18 protein-coding genes and 1 tRNA gene are annotated in these 18,006 nt (G+C 51.5%); 4 read left to right on the forward strand and 15 right to left on the reverse strand.

Annotation, left to right across the window (positions count from 1 at the left end; genetic code table 11):
• Positions 1-798, reverse strand: a complete 798-nt coding sequence (locus tag GH984_RS01265; RefSeq protein WP_369691884.1) for an undecaprenyl-diphosphate phosphatase — start codon at positions 796-798, stop codon at positions 1-3.
• Positions 799-896: 98 nt separating this feature from the next.
• Between GH984_RS01265 and fsa the strand changes: the two genes are divergently transcribed.
• Positions 897-1,547, forward strand: coding sequence for a fructose-6-phosphate aldolase (gene fsa / locus GH984_RS01270; protein ID WP_153718399.1), 651 nt, complete (start codon positions 897-899; stop codon positions 1,545-1,547).
• A gap of 22 nt (positions 1,548-1,569) precedes the next feature.
• On the opposite strand, the gene GH984_RS01275 is transcribed toward fsa, so the two are convergent.
• From GH984_RS01275 to glnH, 5 genes are all read right to left on the reverse strand, one after another.
• On the reverse strand, positions 1,570-2,526 hold the full coding sequence (locus GH984_RS01275) for a MurR/RpiR family transcriptional regulator (RefSeq protein ID WP_153718400.1): 957 nt from the start codon (positions 2,524-2,526) through the stop codon (positions 1,570-1,572).
• Complete coding sequence (locus GH984_RS01280) at positions 2,471-3,499, reverse strand: C45 family autoproteolytic acyltransferase/hydrolase (protein WP_153718401.1); 1,029 nt, start codon at positions 3,497-3,499, stop codon at positions 2,471-2,473. Before GH984_RS01280 ends, GH984_RS01275 begins: the two co-directional genes overlap by 56 nt.
• Positions 3,492-4,220, reverse strand: a complete 729-nt coding sequence (gene glnQ, locus GH984_RS01285; RefSeq protein WP_439959273.1) for a glutamine ABC transporter ATP-binding protein GlnQ — start codon at positions 4,218-4,220, stop codon at positions 3,492-3,494. Before glnQ ends, GH984_RS01280 begins: the two co-directional genes overlap by 8 nt.
• Positions 4,217-4,873 carry a glutamine ABC transporter permease GlnP gene (glnP, locus tag GH984_RS01290; RefSeq protein WP_153718402.1) on the reverse strand — a complete coding sequence of 219 codons (657 nt, stop codon included), beginning with the start codon at positions 4,871-4,873 and terminating at the stop codon, positions 4,217-4,219. Before glnP ends, glnQ begins: the two co-directional genes overlap by 4 nt.
• 74 nt (positions 4,874-4,947) lie before the next feature.
• Positions 4,948-5,685: a glutamine ABC transporter substrate-binding protein GlnH gene (gene glnH, locus GH984_RS01295; protein WP_153718403.1), complete on the reverse strand. Its 738-nt coding sequence runs from the start codon at positions 5,683-5,685 to the stop codon at positions 4,948-4,950.
• Between the two features lie 33 nt (positions 5,686-5,718).
• On the opposite strand from glnH, the gene GH984_RS01300 reads away from it, so the two are divergent.
• Genes GH984_RS01300 through GH984_RS01310 form a run of 3 tightly spaced genes read left to right on the forward strand, consistent with a single transcriptional unit; the run spans position 5,719 to position 9,948 of the window.
• Positions 5,719-7,155: an aspartate aminotransferase family protein gene (locus GH984_RS01300; RefSeq protein ID WP_216643603.1), complete on the forward strand. Its 1,437-nt coding sequence runs from the start codon at positions 5,719-5,721 to the stop codon at positions 7,153-7,155.
• Positions 7,152-7,946, forward strand: a complete 795-nt coding sequence (locus GH984_RS01305) for a beta-keto acid cleavage family enzyme (RefSeq protein ID WP_153718404.1) — start codon at positions 7,152-7,154, stop codon at positions 7,944-7,946. The genes GH984_RS01300 and GH984_RS01305 overlap by 4 nt, the downstream gene beginning before the upstream one ends.
• Before the next feature lie 13 nt (positions 7,947-7,959).
• Complete coding sequence (locus GH984_RS01310) at positions 7,960-9,948, forward strand: acetoacetate--CoA ligase (RefSeq protein WP_153718405.1); 1,989 nt, start codon at positions 7,960-7,962, stop codon at positions 9,946-9,948.
• A gap of 207 nt (positions 9,949-10,155) precedes the next feature.
• Here the strand turns inward: GH984_RS01310 and GH984_RS01315 are convergent.
• The 9 genes from GH984_RS01315 to GH984_RS01355 all read right to left on the reverse strand — a co-directional run bounded on the left by GH984_RS01315 (position 10,156) and on the right by GH984_RS01355 (position 17,975).
• Positions 10,156-10,247 (reverse strand) — tRNA-Ser (locus tag GH984_RS01315).
• Positions 10,248-10,302: 55 nt separating this feature from the next.
• On the reverse strand, positions 10,303-10,506 hold the full coding sequence (gene csrA, locus GH984_RS01320) for a carbon storage regulator CsrA (protein WP_153718406.1): 204 nt from the start codon (positions 10,504-10,506) through the stop codon (positions 10,303-10,305).
• 225 nt (positions 10,507-10,731) lie between these two features.
• A complete protein-coding gene (locus GH984_RS01325) occupies positions 10,732-12,003 on the reverse strand; it encodes an aspartate kinase (RefSeq protein ID WP_153718407.1) in 1,272 nt (423 codons plus the stop codon).
• Between the two features lie 10 nt (positions 12,004-12,013).
• Entirely contained in the window at positions 12,014-14,620 is a 2,607-nt protein-coding gene (alaS, locus tag GH984_RS01330) for an alanine--tRNA ligase (RefSeq protein WP_153718408.1), read from the reverse strand.
• Positions 14,613-15,095: a regulatory protein RecX gene (locus GH984_RS01335; RefSeq protein ID WP_153718409.1), complete on the reverse strand. Its 483-nt coding sequence runs from the start codon at positions 15,093-15,095 to the stop codon at positions 14,613-14,615. Before GH984_RS01335 ends, alaS begins: the two co-directional genes overlap by 8 nt.
• Positions 15,070-16,110, reverse strand: coding sequence for a recombinase RecA (recA, locus tag GH984_RS01340; RefSeq protein WP_153718410.1), 1,041 nt, complete (start codon positions 16,108-16,110; stop codon positions 15,070-15,072). The genes GH984_RS01335 and recA overlap by 26 nt, the downstream gene beginning before the upstream one ends.
• Positions 16,111-16,208: 98 nt before the next feature.
• Positions 16,209-16,742, reverse strand: a complete 534-nt coding sequence (locus GH984_RS01345; RefSeq protein WP_153718411.1) for a CinA family protein — start codon at positions 16,740-16,742, stop codon at positions 16,209-16,211.
• Positions 16,711-17,178 carry a universal stress protein gene (locus GH984_RS01350; RefSeq protein WP_153718412.1) on the reverse strand — a complete coding sequence of 156 codons (468 nt, stop codon included), beginning with the start codon at positions 17,176-17,178 and terminating at the stop codon, positions 16,711-16,713. The genes GH984_RS01345 and GH984_RS01350 overlap by 32 nt, the downstream gene beginning before the upstream one ends.
• A 38-nt stretch (positions 17,179-17,216) precedes the next feature.
• Positions 17,217-17,975, reverse strand: a complete 759-nt coding sequence (locus tag GH984_RS01355) for a VIT1/CCC1 transporter family protein (protein ID WP_153718413.1) — start codon at positions 17,973-17,975, stop codon at positions 17,217-17,219.
• Between the last annotated feature and the right edge of the window lie 31 nt (positions 17,976-18,006).

An 18,006-nucleotide genomic window follows, 5' to 3' on the forward strand; every position in this document is an offset into this window, starting at 1 on the left:
TTACACGAAAAACCACAACAGCAGTACGCCTAAAACGACCCGATAGATAACAAAGGGTTGCATGCCCATTTTGGTGATTACTTTAAGAAAATAATGGATTGTTAAGTAGGCACTTACCCCGGCCAACAGCGCACCAACAATTAAAACCATCCAATTCACAGCCCCCGGCTCGCTAACTAAACCCAGCACCTCAAGCCCGCCAGCCAAGACAATCACCGGAATGGATAATAAAAAAGAAAATCGCGCGGCAGCGGCACGGTTGAGTCCAAGCAGTAGCGCAGCGGTCATCGTTATACCTGAACGGGAGGTGCCCGGAATTAACGCTAACGACTGAGCCCCACCGATCCAAAGTACGTCCACTAATTTAAGGTCTCGTTCGCTGCGTTCGCCGCGCCGACACCAATCGGCATACGCCAAGAGCACCCCAAACCCAATAAGTGCCGCGGCAATTACCAACGGAGATCGTAATCCAATGGCCACCCAGTCTCGAAATAAAAGACCCGCAAGCCCCACCGGCACCGTACCGATAATAATCCACCACCCCAGGCGGCCATCTGCATCCCAACGATAGCCAGCAAACCCGACGAACCAGGCGAATGTCACGGTTTGAATGTCTTTGCGAAAATACGTAACCACTGCTGTGAGCGTGCCAACGTGAAGGGCCACGTCCATGGCGAGGCCCTGGTCGTCCCAATCGCTAAAGACTGGCACCAGCACTAAATGCGCTGAACTCGATATTGGTAGGAATTCGGTAACGCCTTGCACAATGGCCAAAATCACAACTTGAAGCCACTCCACGGGCACCACCTTATTTGTTTAATGATTCACGGTAACAATAGATTACCAAAGCCGATTACAATGCAGATAACTCGATCGAACACCAATAGGATAGTGCAATGAAATTTTTTGCGGATACCGCCCAAGTTGAGGATATAAAAGAACTCAATGATTACGGCCTGCTCGATGGTGTCACCACCAACCCATCCTTGGTCGCAAAAGCCGGCGGTGATTTTTTAACTACAATTCAGTCGATTTGTCAGATTGTATCCGGGCCTGTTTCTGCAGAAGTGGCTGCGACTGACTTTGAAGGCATGATGCGTGAGGCCGCTGTGCTCAGCGCAATTGCGCCTAATGTTGTTATAAAAGTGCCGCTCACCCTACCCGGCCTCCAGGCCTGCCGCGCGCTTCGTGCAAAACAGATAGACGTGAATGTGACGCTGTGTTTCTCAGCCAACCAAGCCTTACTCGCAGCAAAAGCGGGCGCAACGTTTGTGTCTCCCTTTATCGGCCGTCTTGACGATATTAACCTCGACGGCATGCAGCTGATTCATGATATTCGTCTTATCTTTGACAACTATGACTTCGATACCCAAATACTGGCCGCAAGCATCCGCCAGCCTAACCATGTCAGCGATGCCGCCCTGGCCGGCGCCGATGCCGTGACCATTCCCCCTAATGTGATTCGGGCACTGGCTAATCACCCGCTCACCCAAAAGGGCCTTGAGACCTTTTTAAAGGATTGGGCGGATAGCGGTCAGACGATTTGATAAGGGGGCGAGCCTGACAGACCTAATTTGTCTCAACGTCTAAGCGATGGATCATTTGGTCACGCTCCCGAAGCGCTGCCTCGGCGGCTTCCGGCATCGCTGCTGCACACGCGTTGACGAGGCACTCGGCAAGTGCCACAAAAGTCACCAGCGAGTTGGAAAGAAAGCTTGACTCGTGCGGCACAAGTAGAGCCCAGTTTGCCCATTTCAGCAGAGGTGAGCTCATTCGGTCCGTCAATGCCGCAACCGGAACGCCGCGCTCAGCGGCCACGGTAGTGGTTAAGATTGCCTGCCGGGAGTAAGGGCTACAACTGGCGCAAATCAGCAGATCGTTTTCCGAAAGAGCAGCGAGGCTCTCAGCAAGTCCTGGAGAATCTGTATCGAGAAGGGTTACGTCGCTACGAATAAGCGCCAACCCGTATTGCAAAAAAACCGCCAGCGCTCGCATCTGCCGAATACCTTGAATAACAATCCGATCCGCTTTTGTCATTGCTGAGACAATCGCCTGAAACTGTTGGAGATCAACTGTCTCAACAAACCGATGAATGTTCTCCAGATTTTCGTGACACAGTTGCCGAACGTGGACTTTCTGATCATCGTTACCGGAGTGCAATGCGGTTTGGGCCTGACGAGAGTAAAATGTACTAGGTCCATTGAAGGAAGCATCTAACAAGATAGATTGAAGTCCGCTGAACCCCTGATAACCCAAATGCCGTGCTAAACGGGTTACGGTTGCCGGATGGACAGTCAGCTTATCTGCTAAGCGGGTAATCGATAGGAGCGCCGGGTCGCCTTGCAACTCAATGAGCCTGTTAAGCGCTGCCTGAGACTTACGGCCGAGTTTAATGGCAGATTCACCTTTCGCGATGGCCAGTGAAAGTGACCGTAGCGAATCAATTGTCCTTGGCGGCTCATGCTCGTATTCATTCACTTGCCAGGATCCTGCCGGCGTGAACTGGCCTTTTACCTGCCTGTTCATAAACACTCCAATCGATTGTTTCGCCCGCAACCTGTATTACAGCAGTTGCCAATGTATTTTCTCCGTCCGGATCTAAGGGATGGTTGCGTAAAATCGGGAGATCCTTATCCGCTTGATCTCGAACGATATCTTCACAGCTTAAATCACCTTGACGAACCAGTATATCCGCACGCTGCTGACGAGATGCTGAAGAACCGGTAATAAACTGCTCACCATCTCCTTCAAAAAGGTTCAATGCATGATTCGCATGGGCGAACCCGGATTCAATGGGTACGACATGGGATCTCCCTGCGCCAAACTCAATACTTAATGGCGTAGGCCTTGATGCCTGCCCCAGTGTGAAATGGAATCCACCGCTTTGATTATCCTTACGCAGTAGATCAACGGCAGACTCGAGGCTTCTACAACCTAAGACGGCACGACCAAGAATCATTCTAGGCATGGTCACTGCGTCAAATCGCAACCGCAGGTTATTTACTGCTTGGTAAATTCCAGAGCTATTGATTCCAAACGTATGCCCTGGCAGCGACCCCGGATAGCAAAACGCCACATAATTCGGACCTGAATCAAGATCAGTATGAGCCATAAAACAGTGCCCATTGAGAAGCGGCATTCCATCCTCATTGTGCGCAATTACCGTCGGCTCGCCGGGCATCACAACTGTGGTACACCCTTCACCCGCAGCGCTAATGAGATCCCCTCTGCAATTCCAGGCAAACACTGACTCAATCGGCAGCTCAAGACCGGCAGCAAGCCCTTTAAGTTCAGCCCAGATTTCTGGGAATCGATCACACGTATATCGAGCAAGTTGCTCGACAGTACTACGATGAGCAGATCGGATGACCTCTAACCAAGCATCACTGTGAATCACTATTTCGTGCATAGCATCACGCCCAGCTAAACCAATCTGATAGCCAACATCGTAAGGCGTGCCGGTAGCAATAACCTTCCCGATCCTGCCAACCTTACTCAACACGTTGCAGAAACTCCTTCATTCTCTGATTTGGCGGATGATCGATAACATCAACCGGGTTACCATCGACCGCGATCGTGCCATGCTCCATAAATATGAGGCGCGTCCCCACCTGTTTTGCGAAATTCATCTCGTGAGTGACAACTACCATAGTCATTCCCTCACGCGCTAAATCCCTCATGACAGTCAGCACCTCTTGTTTAAGTTCGGGGTCGAGTGCGGAAGTTGGCTCGTCGAACAACATAACGCGCGGCTTTATAGCAAGCGCTCTAGCGATAGCGACACGTTGCTGCTGCCCCCCTGAGAGCTCGGCGGGATATTGGCTCGCCTTTTCAACAAGTCCGACCTTGACCAACAATTCTCGTGCTTGTTGCTCCGCCTCTTTAAGACTCGCCCCACGAACTTTGCGTGGTCCAAATGCCACGTTCTCTAACGCGGTAAGTTGCGGGAAGAGGTTGAATTGCTGGAACACCATACCCGCCTCTTGGCGAATTTGACGCAGTTGGCTGCTACCTCCAGTTACACTGAGGCCATCTACAATCAGATCTCCACTTGTAATTCGCTCTAGTCCATTAATACATCGGAGCAAAGTGGATTTACCCGAGCCAGATGGCCCGACAAGTACAACCACCTCGCCTTGTTCAATAGCTAGATCGACTTCATCGAGAACTTTTAAGGTGCCAAAGTGCTTAGACGTTTTTTGAAATTGAATAATGCTCACAAAATTCTCATCCGTCGTTCAATCATTCGTAGGATCAGCGATAGCGTGCCGGTCATAATCAAATAGATCACTGCCACAGCACTCCAAATCTCAACAGCACGGAAATTCGAAGCCATAATTTCTTGGCCCGTCCGCGTCAACTCACCCACTCCAATAACGATGAATAATGAGGTGTCCTTAAGACTGACAATAAACTGATTACCAAGCGGGGGGATAAGCCGTCGGAAAGCTAAGGGCCCAACGATGTAGAGCAGTACTTTCCACCGCGGCAATCCAAGCGCTAACCCTGCTTCACTCAGACCACGCCCAATCGAAAGAAGTGCTCCACGCACAATCTCGGCAATATACGCGCCCGCATTAATCAGAATCGCCAGTATGGCAGCGCTCATTGGATCGATACGGACCTCGGCTAACACCGGCAGCGCGAAATACAAAAACATAACTTGCACCACAATTGGTGTGCCTCGAATGATCTCAATGTATGTAAAGGCGATAAGGTTTAGTACGGGCCCACCAAATGCGCGCATTAAACCCGCAATTCCGCCCAGAACAACACCCCCAACCAAACCAAACACGGTGATTTGTATGGTTATGAGTGCACCGCTGAGCAATGCAGGCAGAAATTCGAGGACAACCATCCAGTCGGTCTGCATCTAAAGTCTCCAATCTAATAAAAACAGGTACGAGACAGATTAACGCCTCGTACCTGACAGGACGTTAACTCAGATCAGTTGCCCGGCTGCGAACCAAACCACTTACTGTAGATTGCATCGTAGCGGCCATCCTCGCGCATCTGTTTTAGTACCTCATTAACCGGGGCAACGAGATCGCTACCCTTAGGGAACCCGATGCCATACTCATGCGCCATCATCTGGGTACCAACCGCTTTCACTTCCCCATCACCTGCCGTTTCGATGTAGTACAAAACATTCGGAGTATCATGCATCGCTGCATCCACTCGGCCCGTCCGAAGCTCTAGATAGGCATTATCGATATTGGGGAATTTACGCAAGGTGGTACCGGCAAAATTTTCTTCAGCATAATCGGAAGCGGATGTTCCGGTTTTCACCGCTAGCATCTTTCCATCTAGATCATCTGGACCTTCAATATCGCTGTCAGCACCAACCATCAGCAAGAAACCACTGTCGTAGTATCCATCGGAGAAGTCGATAACCTCTTCGCGCTCAGGTTTAATCGTGATACCAGCTAATGCCACGTCAACCTGCCCTGTTTGTAGGGCGGGAATAATTCCAGAGAAATCCATCGGACGAAGCTCATAATCCCAACCCTGATCATCTGCAATCGCATTCCACATGTCGATATCAAAACCGACATATTCGCCATCCTGCTGAAATTCAAAAGGCACAAATGCCGTATCCGTCGCGACAATCAACTTATCTGCGGATGCCGTAACGGATCCAAGTGTCAAAACCGCGCCAGCAGTCCAGATTACAAATTTATTCATGATCGCTCTCCTCTGATCAATATTATTTTGTCCATGCAATTATTTAACGCATCTATCTGCGTGTGCAAAATTAGTTGCACAATTAATAAAGAGATGCAAATATTTTTACTCGTTCCTATGGAGCTATTTGAGGGTGATGCTGCAATGACCGCCTTATTCCACCGCCGCTGTGGAGCTGATCTACCCATCGCATCAACGGGTGATGGTTGTTTCATCATTGATAAAAATGGCAAGCGCTATCTTGACAGCTGCGGAGGGGCGGCTGTTTCCTGTTTGGGACACTCGTTTGAACCCGTTAAGACAGCAATACAGGAGCAGCTTGCAAGTCTTCCCTTTGCGCATACCAGTTTTTTTACCACAGGTGCCGCCGAGGCAATGGCTCAAGCATTAATCAAGCATGCTCCCGCGGGCATCTCTCGTGTCTATCCCTTGTCTGGCGGTTCGGAGGCGGTAGAAGCTGCGATCAAACTAGCACGCCAGTTTTTTATAGAGACCGGGCAGCCCCAACGCCATAAGATCATCGCACGACGACAGAGCTACCATGGCAACACAATTGGCGCTCTCGCTGCTGGCGGAAACCAGTGGAGACGAGAGCCATTTACCCCGCTCCTTATGGAGACGAGCCATATTGCCCCGTGCTATGAGTATCGAGATCGGAAGTCCGATGAGAGCGCTTGGGACTATGCACAGCGAGTCGCAAACGAACTAGAGACAGAAATCCAGCGGCTGGGTGCGGAAAACGTCATGGCTTTCATTGCAGAACCCGTAGTTGGTGCTACCGCAGGTGCTGTTCCGCCGGTGCCTGGCTACTTCAAACGTATTCGGGAAATTTGTGATACGCATGGTGTTTTATTGATCTTAGATGAGGTTATGTGTGGTATGGGGCGCACCGGTACACTTTTTGCGAGCGAACAAGACGGCATTGCCCCAGATATCGTCACAATTGCCAAGGGCCTTGGCGCTGGTTACCAGCCTGTCGGAGCTATGCTGTGCACAGAAAAAATCTACGAAACAATCGCTATTGGAAGTGGTTTTTTTCAGCATGGGCATACCTATCTCGCACACCCTATAGCGATGGCCGCAGCAACCGCGGTAATAGAGACACTGGTAGCGCCGGGAATGTTATCCAGAGTACGCGAGCGTGGAGATATGCTCCAAACGCTACTTGAAGAATATTTAGGTGACCACCCTCACGTCGGCGATATACGTGGGCGCGGTCTTTTTCGCGGTATAGAAATGGTTGAGAGCAAATCAACCAAAGCCCCTTTCGACCCCGCAAAACGTCTTCATCAAAAAATAAAGGCCGCCGGTATGGATGCCGGCCTAATGTGCTATCCGATGGGTGGCACGATCGATGGAAAAAGCGGCGATCATATCCTGCTTGCTCCACCATTCATTATCGAAGAAGCCGAACTTCAGGAAATTGCGGTGCGGCTTCGGCACAGTATCGATGTGGCAATCAAACAATGAGCGCATTACCAACAATAATGGTCGCACCGAACGGGGCACGCCTTAAACGCTCGGATCACCCAAGTTTACCGGTGAGTCTCAATGCGATTATTGATACCGCGCTCAATTGCATGAAAGCAGGAGCTGATGGAATTCATGCCCATGTCCGCGATGCAAACGAGGTGCACGTTTTAGACGCCGCGCTCAACCTATCCATGCTTCGGGCACTTGCAAAGGAAGCGCCCGAACTTTATGTGCAAATAACGACTGAGGCCGTGGGGAAATACACACCTGCGCAACAGCGTGAGTTAGTAGAAGCCGTGCAGCCCCGCGCAGTCTCGGTTGCATTACGTGAAATGACGTCAGTAGGGAACACAGGCGAAGTTACGCAGTTTTATCACGAACAAAAGAGGGCAAACGTTGATGTTCAGCATATCCTTTACGATGTGAACGACATTGCCGCTCTTGCTGCATTACGCGAACGTAACATTGTGCCCGCTGGAAACATCCAAGTTCTCCTTGTTCTCGGCCGGTATGCGAATACCCAAATTGCAAAACCGGAAGATCTCAACACGCCGCTCGAAGCGCTTAATAAGCTCATCCCTGATGCTGACTGGGCGGTCTGCGCCTTTGGCCCTAATGAAACAGCGTGCCTTACTGCCGCTTACGCCAAAGGCGGGAAAATACGTGTCGGGTTCGAAAATAACCTATATAACGCGGATGGTTCTCTGGCAAAAGACAACGCTGAGCGCGTAGCAGAAGTAAAAACCGCGATTAGCCGAATCAACTCTCCTGCTGCTTGCAAACACTAGCTGAGGGGTTTTTATGTCAACCGACAATATTATGTGGACCCCCCCGAAAGAGAAATTTGCCCATACCCATCTTGATCGGCTAATCGATAAGCTGCGAGCCGAGAAGGGCCTGGAGATCAATGATTGGGCAACGCTCCATAGCTTTTCGATCCAGCAACCCGAAGACTTCTGGCAAGCGGTCCTCGACTATGCACAAATCAAATTTCAGCAGCAACCCAGAGCGGTTATCACAGGACGAGCTATGCCCGATGTTGCTTGGCTGCCCGGTGCTACTCTTAATTTCGCGGAGAACCTGCTAGCTCCAGTATTAACGGCACCGCCGCAGGAAAATCGAATTATTAGTTACAGGGAAGACGGTCGGGTAACACGCTATACAAATGCAACACTAATCGCGGATGTGGCTGCCCTAGCAGCGTGGCTACGCAGCATTGGTATCCAACGGGGTGATCGCGTTGCCGGGATCCTCGGCCACGGATATGAGGCAATTGTTGGAATGCTAGCCACTACCAGTGTTGGTGGAATTTGGAGTTCCGCCTCTCCCGACTTTGGTGTTGCCGCCATCGTCGATCGATTTGAACAAATAAAACCCGACGTACTTATTGTGGTTAATGGATACTCCTACGGTGGCAAACGCTATGACAAAAATAACGAGATAACAGCAATAAGCCAGCAATTACCGAGCATTCGGCGCATTCTTGCAGTGAATCAAGAGTTAGACTGCGCAATGCCCTCACCCGAGATAGCAGACCATTGGGACGTCGTGCTCTCCGCACACCAAGGCGCTCGATTTCATTATACGCCAGTACCAAGCGACCACCCCGTGTACATCTTATTTTCTTCCGGTACAACTGGCCGACCTAAGTGCATAGTCCACGGCACCGCTGGCATTCTCCTCGACCATGCTAGTGAGCTGTACTTTCATGCTGATCTCCATCCCAGAGACCGTTTCTTTTATTTCACCACCTGTGGGTGGATGATGTGGAACTGGCAGATATCAGGATTAATGGCCAACGCCACGTTAGTAACCTACGACGGCTCTCCTGGGTATCCCGATCTCGATCAACTATGGTCCATTTGCGCACGGGAAAAGATAACTCAGTTTGGAGCGAGTGCCAGATTCTTGGCTAGCTGTCGTCAAGAGGGATTAGAACCGGCCCGCAGACACGACCTATCAAACCTCCGCACTGTTTTTTCCACTGGATCTCCATTATTGCCAAGTGAGTACGACTGGTTTTACGAAGATGGCGCGCCCAACGCATTACTTGGTTCAATCATTGGCGGAACAGATATATGTGGCTGTTTCCTTGGTAGCAACCCCCTACTTCCGGTCCGCCGTGGTGAAATTCAAGCGCCTATGCTTGGAAAAGACGTAGCTGCATTCAATCAAGCTGGTGCACCAATGCAGCACGACCGCGGTGAGCTTGTTTGCCGTAACCCAGTACCTTCAATGCCACTAGGGTTTTGGAACGACGACGATGGATCCCGCTACCACCAAGCGTATTTCGAGCGCTTCCCCGGTGTGTGGGCACATGGGGACTATATCGGCTTTACATCGACGGGGGGCGCCATTGTCTACGGCCGTTCAGATACGACTCTTAACCCTGGTGGCGTTAGGATCGGCACCGCGGAGGTCTACCGACAGGTTGAAACCATCCCCGCGATTGGTGATAGCCTCGTCGCTGGGCGGCCGGTCGACGGTGATGAGGAGTTGGTTCTTCTGGTCAGGCTTAGGCACAAACAAAAACTGGATGACGATCTGCGCCAGCAAATCAAAACACATATACGAATTGGTGCTAGCCCGAGGCATGTCCCACGGCATATCGTCCAAGTAGAGGATATACCTTACTCACGCAGCGGCAAAAAAATTGAGCTTGCAGTGACCCAAATGCTCAGAGGCCATGACTATAGGGGTAATATCTCGGCGTTATCCAACCCAGACTCTCTCACTGAAATACATAGACAGCTTGTTAGTGAAGGGCTTGCCCCAGGCGCGGATACCTAGACATTCTTTCTGGGTACTATCGACAGGTATCTGGCGGAGAGAGAGGGATTGATTCGGGGCTCACGCCCCTCACCCTTCGGGCCCCTCGCTTACGCTCGGTGTCCTAATTGCCTTCGGCAATTAGTCGAACCCCGATTGCTGTCTTCGAGGGTTCGAACCACCGTTCATCAGATATAAAAAAGCCCCCTGAGGGGGCCTTTTTATATCTGGCGGAGAGAGAGGGATTCGAACCCTCGAAGGGCGATAAAACCCTTACTCCCTTAGCAGGGGAGCGCCTTCAGCCACTCGGCCACCTCTCCAATTTAGCGTGAGTGAGAATACGGCAAACAGCATGATTCGTAAACCGGCTTCTAACTATTCGTCGGAATTTGTATCTGTGGTTTCGTCACTGGCGCCTTCCTCATGGATTCGATCGTAAATCTCTTCACGATGCACAGAGACATCGCGAGGTGCTTTTACGCCGATGCGGACTTGGTTGCCCTTAACGCCTAATACGGTGACCGCGACTTCATCGCCGATCATCAGGGTTTCCCCGACCCTGCGGGTAAGAATGAGCATTATGCCGACTCCTGATACGCGCAGAGGCCTTTAGCTGCCCTATGCCCCTATGCGCGTGCTGTCAAATTTTGTTCCAGGTATGTATAGACCTGAATTTATGTAAATGATTCGCTTTTTCCTGCCGATCTATTAATCGCCCCTTCAGGATTCCCCAAAAGCTCATCAATTTAACGGGTTATTGTAGTGGTTTAAAGCGAACATGTCTGCACATATGCCCAATTAAACCTACCCTTCCCCCTCCACTGTCACCGTATTCCCTTCTTCGTCATCTAATTCAAAGGCGCGATGCAGTGCACGAGTGCCTAGCTCAAGATACTTCTCATCGACCACCACAGAGATTTTTATCTCGGAGGTTGAAATCATTTGAATATTGATTCCTTCAGCCGCCAGCGTATCAAACATCCGACTGGCTACCCCCGCGTGTGAGCGCATACCGACGCCAACTAAAGACAATTTGGTAATCGACTTATTACCAAATACCTCAAGGGCCCCAAGGGATTCTGCTTGTTTACGCAGAATGTCCATTGCTCGATCGTAATCATTCTTATGCACAGTAAATGTAAAGTCGGTCAGACCTTCGTTACTAATGTTCTGAACAATCATATCGACTTCGATATTAGCTGCGGCGATTGGGCCGAGAATACCGGCAGCAATGCCGGGCGTATCGGGCACGCCTAATACTGTGAGTTTCGCCTCATCGCGATTAAACGCGATCCCAGCGATTAATGGCTCTTCCATACTGCCCTGTGGCATATCTGCTCCTTCCATCGTAATCAAGGTGCCAGGTCCGTCTTCGAATGACGACAACACGCGCAGGGGCACATGATATTTGCCGGCAAACTCAACGGCTCTGATTTGCAAAACTTTCGACCCAAGGCTCGCCAGCTCAAGCATTTCCTCGAATGTTATGCGGTCAAGGCGTCTAGCGGTGGGCACAACGCGTGGATCAGTGGTGTAAACGCCATCCACATCAGTATAAATTTGGCATTCGTCCGCTGATAAGGCCGCAGCGAGTGCAACGGCAGTGGTATCTGAGCCACCCCGTCCGAGCGTGGTAATGGAACCGCGCTCATCCACGCCTTGAAAACCGGCAACAACGACAATTCGCCCAGCGTCTAAGTCGCCCTGTATAAAACGATTATCGATCTCTTGAATTCTAGCTTTGCTGAATGCGCTATCGGTCCGAATACCCACCTGAGCGCCGGTATAACACCGAGCAGAGGCTCCAAGCCTTTCTAAAACCATAGTCAGCAAGGTGATGGTCACCGTCTCTCCGGTGGAGAGCAATAGATCCAACTCACGGGGCCGTGGATGATCGGTTTGAGCCGCTGCTCGGGCAAGCTCGGTAAGCCGATCAGTCTCACCCTTCATGGCCGAAACAACCACCACAACCTGATTGCCGGCATCGCGGCTAGCAATCACTTTACGAGCAACGTTTTCAATGCGCTCTATGGTCCCGACCGAAGACCCGCCATACTTCTGAACAATCAATGCCATATCTAGGAATTCACTTTTCTAGCTTTGTTTTGAGCCACATCGGCACCGCCTCCAGCGCTGTGGGCAATTGGCTGACATCCGTCCCGCCAGCCTGTGCAAAATCAGCACGGCCGCCACCTCGGCCACCAACCTGCTCTGCCACATGCTTAACCAAGTCGCCCGCACTGACCTGAGAGGTCAGGTTATCGGTAACCCCGGCAACGAGCCGAATTTGATCACCCTCAACAGCTGCCAATACGATAACGGCACTACCGAGCTTGTTTTTTAACTGATCGACTGTTGTGCGCAATGAGTCTGCACTCTGCTCGACCTTCATGGCGATCACACTGGCCTCGCCAATCTGTATCGCTTGCTCGGCAATAGAGCTACCCGTTTGACTGGAAAGGCGCTGGTTAAGCCGATCAACTTCACGTTCTGCGGTTTTTACGCGTTCTAGCTCTTGATCAAGACGCGTTGCAAGATTCTCTCGACTGACTCGCAGGCGTGAAGCTAGCTGATTAAGCTGCGCCTCTTGCTGTTGTGCTTCGGCAACTGCCGCCGCCCCCGTTAGGGCCTCGATGCGGCGTACGCCAGAAGACACGCCCCCTTCAGCGATGATTTTGAAATAACCAATTGAGCCGGTGGCACCCACATGGCACCCGCCACAAAGCTCAGTTGAAAAATCGCCGAATCGAACCACTCGCACCCGATCGCCATATTTCTCGCCGAAAAGAGCCATCGCACCCAGCTCGATAGCCTTTTCATAATCGGTCTCAAAGATCTCGCCGGCCGCATTCAAGCGAATCCAAGCATTCACCCTAGCTTCAATCTGATGCAACGTCGCACTGTCTATCGGCTCAAAGTGCGAGAAATCAAATCGGAGCCGATTTTCTGCCACAAGCGAGCCTTTTTGGTGGACGTGCGAACCAAGAATATCGCGCAATGCCGCATGCAAAAGATGGGTTGCCGTATGGTTCAGTGTGATTCGCTCACGTCGAGTTGGCTCAACCCGGGCATCAAGCGCATCACCCAAATTAATTTCACCGGTTTCTACACGACCAATGTGCCCACGTGAGAGGCGATACTTTCGGGTGTCATCGACGTTAAAGCGGACATCAATTGCTAACAAATGCCCCTGATCGCCAACCTGCCCGCCAGACTCGGCATAAAAAGGCGTGCAATCGAGAATAACCGTACCCAGCTCACCTTCATGCAAGGTTTTTACGGGTTCGCCATCCTCGTTAAATAAACCAATGACTTGCCCGGCATCCTCAAGCACGTCTTGGCCGCTGTATTCCGTAACGCCCTCAAACTGGGTGAGCGCGCCTTCTGCAACACGAAATGTATTGGCCGCGCGGGCTCTTTCGCGTTGCGCCGTCATCGCCTGCTCAAAACCTTCCATGTCGACCGTTAAATTCTTTTCACGCGCCACATCAGCTGTGAGATCAGCAGGAAACCCAAACGTGTCGTACAGCTTAAACACCGTTTCGCCGGGAATGACCGAACTCTTAAGCGATGCCAAGTCTTCTTCAAGCAAGCGTAGGCCTTGCTCGAGCGTCTCTCGAAAGCGTTCTTCTTCTTGGCGTAAAACACGCTCAATCGTTTTCTGCTCTGCGACCAACTCGGGATATGCAGCGCCCATTTCATCAGCAAGTGGCTGAACTAGGCGATAGAAAAAGGCCTCGGTAATACCAAGTTTATATCCATGCCGAACCGCTCGGCGAATAATCCGACGCAGCACGTAACCGCGACCTTCATTACTGGGCAGCACGCCATCAACAATCAAAAATGCACAGGCCCGAATATGATCCGCAATTACCCGCAGTGAGCTATCTTCAAGGTCATTTGTTTTTGCCAGCACGGCGGCTGCTTTAATCAGTTGCCGGAACAGATCAATATCAAAGTTATTGGTAACACCCTGCACAACGGCGCTAATACGCTCCAGCCCCATGCCAGTATCTATAGACGGTTTGGGCAACGGCGTTAGAGTGCCATCGGCCGACCGATCAAACTGCATGAAAACCAGATTCCAGACTTCGACATACCGATCTCCGTCTTCCTCTGGCGTGCCCGGCGGACCCCCCGGTACATCGGGGCCATGATCATAGAAAATTTCTGAGCAAGGGCCACATGGGCCGGTATCGCCCATTGACCAGAAGTTATCGGCCGCGCCAATCCGAGAAAATCGAGAGGGATCTACGCCAATGTCGTTGAGCCAAATATCCGCCGCTTCATCATCTTCCTCGTACACCGTTACCCAGAGTCGCTCTGCTGGTAGTTCCAGCACCTCCGTTAAAAACTCCCACGCGTAACGAATTGCTTCCTTTTTGAAATAATCGCCAAAGCTAAAATTGCCGAGCATCTCAAAAAACGTATGGTGCCGTGCGGTGTATCCCACATTTTCTAGATCATTATGTTTGCCACCGGCACGAACACACCGCTGCGAGGTAACCGCGCGCTGATAGTCGCGCGTTTCCAAACCCAGAAAGGTCTCCTTAAACGGCACCATCCCCGCGTTAGTAAACAGCAACGTGGGATCATTGGCAGGCACAAGCGATCCGCTCGGCACAATCTCATGCCCGCGCTCTGCAAAAAATTTGAAGAATGCACTGCGCACTTCTGCGCTTGTTTTAGTCATGCCTACTCGCTTTAGTTACTTCTTGTAGAACAGCCCGAATATCCTCACTTTCAAATCCCCGTGAGGCTAAAAACCGCGTATGACGGGCAATTTCGTTGCGGTCTTCTGGCGCCGTTCCAAACCGTTTGTACCATGTTTGCCGGCAGCGTTCTCGCCAGATTGATCGATCATCATCAAGCGCTTGACTTGCCACGGCAGATCCGATGCCCCGCTCCTGCAGCGCGGCACGAATTTTTAAAGGCCCATGCCCGCTTTCAATCCGCGTCCGAACGAAAGACTCCACAAAACGAGCTTCACTTAACAAACCCTGCTCTTCTAAGTCATCAAGCACTTGATGGGCAATCTCTGCATCGTCGAAACCGCGCTGTTTTAATTTTCGTAGCAGTTCTCGACGCGAATGCTCGCGCCGAGCAAGCAACCCCAAGCAACGCTCACGAACTTCCTCATACTCAGGCGTCGGTTTTGGCAGATTCATCAACCTCAGCCTCAGGGCGCACAACCGGCTTGAGCAACTGCTCACGCAGAGTCCGATCAAGCTCTTCGGCTATCTCTGGGTGAGCTTTGAGATGCTGACGCACGTTATCTTTGCCTTGCCCAATTCGGTCGCCTTTATAGCTGTACCACGCACCGGATTTCTCGACCAAGCCTTGTTTAACGCCTAAGTCGATCAATTCGCCTTCTCTAGAGATGCCCTCGCCATACAAGATTTCGAATTCAGCTTGACGAAATGGCGCTGCCATTTTGTTTTTAACCACTTTGACGCGTGTCTCATTACCGACAACCTCATCGCCCTTTTTGATCGCGCCAATTCGGCGAATGTCCATTCGCACGGATGCGTAGAATTTCAGGGCGTTTCCGCCTGTTGTGGTCTCTGGGCTACCAAACATCACACCAATTTTCATTCGGATCTGATTGATGAAGATGACCGTGGTGTTTGAGCGTTTAATATTGGCAGTAAGCTTACGCAACGCCTGCGACATCAATCTTGCCTGTAGGCCGACATGGGAGTCTCCCATCTCACCCTCAATCTCCGCTTTAGGAGTTAATGCCGCAACCGAGTCGACCACAACAATATCCACCGCCCCAGAGCGAACCAGCATGTCTGCAATCTCAAGGGCCTGCTCACCAGTATCAGGCTGAGAAATCAGTAAGTCCTCAACATTCACACCAAGCTTTTCTGCATAATCGGGATCAAGCGCATGCTCAGCATCAACAAAAGCTGCAGTGCCGCCGGCCTTTTGGGCCTCAGCAATTGCCTGCAAAGTCATGGTCGTTTTACCTGATGACTCCGGGCCATAAATTTCAATAACGCGCCCCCGCGGGATGCCGCCAATGCCTAGCGCAACATCTAACGTCAGAGAACCCGTAGAAATAACCGGCACATTACCGACTGCACGCGCATCGCCCATCCGCATGACGGCGCCTTTACCAAACTGCTTTTCAATTTGCCCAAGCGCTGCGCCTAGGGCCTTTTTGCGATCTTCATCCATCTGATTCTCCTGCGGTTGCGGCGGCGTTTGTTTAACCGCCAGATTATCCCATAGAAGGATGCAACCTCCCACCCCAAGCCACTTATGACAAGCACCGTTTAGCGGATTTTTAAATTCATGACCCTATCCAAAGCGCCTTTAAGGGCAAACTCAACGCTGCTCTGGCGGATGTTTTCACGGTTGCCTTTGAAAATGACGGATTCCGCATCGGCCCAATGCCCGTCCAATACCCACGCAAACCATACCAGCCCAACCGGTTTTTCAGCGCTGCCCCCACCCGGGCCAGCAATGCCAGTAATGGCAATTGCCAAGCGGTCGGGCTGCCCGGCGATCGCGCCATGCGCCATTTCAAGCGCGGTTTCTTTGCTGACCGCGCCCTTCGACTCTAATGTTTTTTGAGATACACCTAACAATCGCTCTTTAGCCGAATTGCTATAGGAGACGATCCCATAATCCAGCCATTGGGAGCTGCCCGGCACATCGGTGCAAACCTTAGCCACCCATCCCCCGGTACATGATTCCGCGAGCACAAGTTGAAGATTTTGCTCAACCAGAGTCTGCCCAAGTGCTTTTGCCTGTTCGGCGAGTCGATGCACAGCCTCAGCGCACAACCGTGACCGGGCAAGGCGCATGATGTAGGACGCGCTGACTGACACTGCCCAGCAGCATTTCACGCAGGCTGCCCATGCCACGACTACCCATCACAATCATTGCGCCTGGCGAACCTTCGGCATGCTCCACAATGGCCTCACCCGCTGGCCCAGAAACAATTTCTTCCTGAATCTCAACAGAGATTTCACCAATTGCCTCGCGCGCCGATGCAAAAACCTTTTCGGCACTGACGTCGCGAAGCCGAGCAAACGCCTCAGGGGCGTAATATTCAAGCTCTTTAGCGCGCGGCGCTTCGGTAGGTATTCCGAATGCCTCAACCGGATCTTTTGGGAAGGCAAATAACAGTCGGAGGGGCACACTGAGCGCCTCAGCCAACCCAGCAGCGTAAGTTGCCGCCTGCACAGCGCCTTTTGAACTATCGACGGGTACGAGAATGATTTGTATTGAACTGGTCATTTATGAGTCCTCTTCCTGAAGTATCTTGTCGCATCTTATCAGGACGTCACCGCCAGCCCTAGATCTGCCACCATCGGCTCAAATATTCCGCCCACCCAATAGGCAATAAGCGCCGCCGCGCCACCCATCAAAAGCGTTTCAAAACCGGAGCGCCACCGCCTCTCCCCGATAATGACGCCTTTAGCGAAGCCAATCCCAAAAAACGTAACACCCGTCATACCAATACTCGTTGCAAAGGCAACGTCTAGTCCTACTGAGGGCAGCAAGAACGGGAGTAGAGGAACCGAGCCCACCAAAAGAAACGCAAAGAAGGTCCACATTGCCGCCTTGAGCGGGCTAAATCCACGTAAATCAAGGCCATGCTCTTCACGCAGCATGGTCTCAACCCACAGCGTTTCATCTTCAGAAATTCTATCGACAATTTGCTCGAGTACATCACCGTCAAAACCCTTGCGCGCGAAAATCTGCCGAATCTCTTCACGCTCACCGTCCGGCTCTTGGCGTATATGTCGATTTTCCATAGCGCGCGTCCGGTTAACAGCATCAAGCTCACTTTTGACACCTTGATAGTTGCTAACGCCCATACTAAAGCCATCCGCAATCAAACTTGCGACGCCTAATGCCAAAGCCACAATGCCTGGCAGCCCCGCGCCGGCAACGCTCGCAACCACAGCAAAAGTCGTGACACATCCATCGATACCGCCGAGAATGGCATCCCGTAAGTAACTGGGCTGATGGTCTAAATCAAGCCGTTCCTTAATGGCGTGTGGTGAATGGCCATGTTCCAGTTGTGCCATAGTGATCCTCTTAGGGTTTATCCTAGGCGGC

This window comes from Spiribacter salilacus (assembly GCF_009649225.1).
Lineage (GTDB): Bacteria > Pseudomonadota > Gammaproteobacteria > Nitrococcales > Nitrococcaceae > Spiribacter > Spiribacter salilacus.

Excerpts from the sequence above, each read along its gene's own strand:
- GH984_RS01335 (WP_153718409.1), bottom strand. The coding sequence starts at position 15,095 with ATGAATCTGCCAAAACCGACGCCTGAGTATGAGGAAGTTCGTGAGCGT.
- GH984_RS01345 (WP_153718411.1), bottom strand. The coding sequence starts at position 16,742 with ATGCGCCTTGCCCGGTCACGGTTGTGCGCTGAGGCTGTGCATCGACTC.
- glnH (WP_153718403.1), bottom strand. The coding sequence starts at position 5,685 with ATGAATAAATTTGTAATCTGGACTGCTGGCGCGGTTTTGACACTTGGA.
- GH984_RS01300 (WP_216643603.1), top strand. The coding sequence starts at position 5,719 with ATGCAATTATTTAACGCATCTATCTGCGTGTGCAAAATTAGTTGCACA.
- GH984_RS01305 (WP_153718404.1), top strand. The coding sequence starts at position 7,152 with ATGAGCGCATTACCAACAATAATGGTCGCACCGAACGGGGCACGCCTT.
- GH984_RS01350 (WP_153718412.1), bottom strand. The coding sequence starts at position 17,178 with ATGACCAGTTCAATACAAATCATTCTCGTACCCGTCGATAGTTCAAAA.
- recA (WP_153718410.1), bottom strand. The coding sequence starts at position 16,110 with ATGGATGAAGATCGCAAAAAGGCCCTAGGCGCAGCGCTTGGGCAAATT.
- GH984_RS01310 (WP_153718405.1), top strand. The coding sequence starts at position 7,960 with ATGTCAACCGACAATATTATGTGGACCCCCCCGAAAGAGAAATTTGCC.
- GH984_RS01275 (WP_153718400.1), bottom strand. The coding sequence starts at position 2,526 with ATGAACAGGCAGGTAAAAGGCCAGTTCACGCCGGCAGGATCCTGGCAA.
- GH984_RS01355 (WP_153718413.1), bottom strand. The coding sequence starts at position 17,975 with ATGGCACAACTGGAACATGGCCATTCACCACACGCCATTAAGGAACGG.
- fsa (WP_153718399.1), top strand. The coding sequence starts at position 897 with ATGAAATTTTTTGCGGATACCGCCCAAGTTGAGGATATAAAAGAACTC.
- glnP (WP_153718402.1), bottom strand. The coding sequence starts at position 4,873 with ATGCAGACCGACTGGATGGTTGTCCTCGAATTTCTGCCTGCATTGCTC.
- csrA (WP_153718406.1), bottom strand. The coding sequence starts at position 10,506 with ATGCTCATTCTTACCCGCAGGGTCGGGGAAACCCTGATGATCGGCGAT.
- alaS (WP_153718408.1), bottom strand. The coding sequence starts at position 14,620 with ATGACTAAAACAAGCGCAGAAGTGCGCAGTGCATTCTTCAAATTTTTT.
- GH984_RS01325 (WP_153718407.1), bottom strand. The coding sequence starts at position 12,003 with ATGGCATTGATTGTTCAGAAGTATGGCGGGTCTTCGGTCGGGACCATA.